Source organism: Streptomyces doebereineriae (assembly GCF_031845645.1).
Lineage (GTDB): Bacteria > Actinomycetota > Actinomycetes > Streptomycetales > Streptomycetaceae > Streptomyces > Streptomyces canus.
On record NZ_JAVREZ010000605.1, the window covers coordinates 1 to 382 of the forward strand.

A 382-nucleotide genomic window follows, 5' to 3' on the forward strand; every position below is an offset into this window, starting at 1 on the left:
TCACGTACCTGGCCCTCAGCGACCCGTCATCGCTCCGGTGCCGCTGCGCTGTCTGACCGGGTTCAAGGCTGAAAGGCTCAGCGGCGCTTCCTGTACCGCTCCTCCTGCTCCCCGTTCCAGGTCGCGGTGTCGGGGTCGATGCCGTGGGCACGCGCGTCGGCGTCAATGATGCGGCGGAACCACGTGGCGAGGCCGGTGCGGATGCCGTCGTAGTGAGCGGCGAACCCCGGATCGTCCTCGTACATGCGGCCGAGACAGACCTGCATCTGTCTGGTGAGGGGAAAGTACGCGGCGAAGACTTCGCGGTGCCGCTCGACGAGTTGATGCGCTTCCGGGCTGCCGGGTGTGACGCCCGCGTCCATCGCGTCCCCGAGGGCGCGGT

At 68.6% G+C, this 382-nt stretch carries 1 protein-coding gene; it reads right to left on the reverse strand.

Annotated elements, in window-relative coordinates; translation table 11 throughout:
• Window positions 1-77: 77 nt before the first annotated feature.
• On the reverse strand, window positions 78-382 hold a 305-nt coding region (locus tag RNB18_RS53475), incomplete at its 5' end, for a TipAS antibiotic-recognition domain-containing protein (protein ID WP_311721242.1).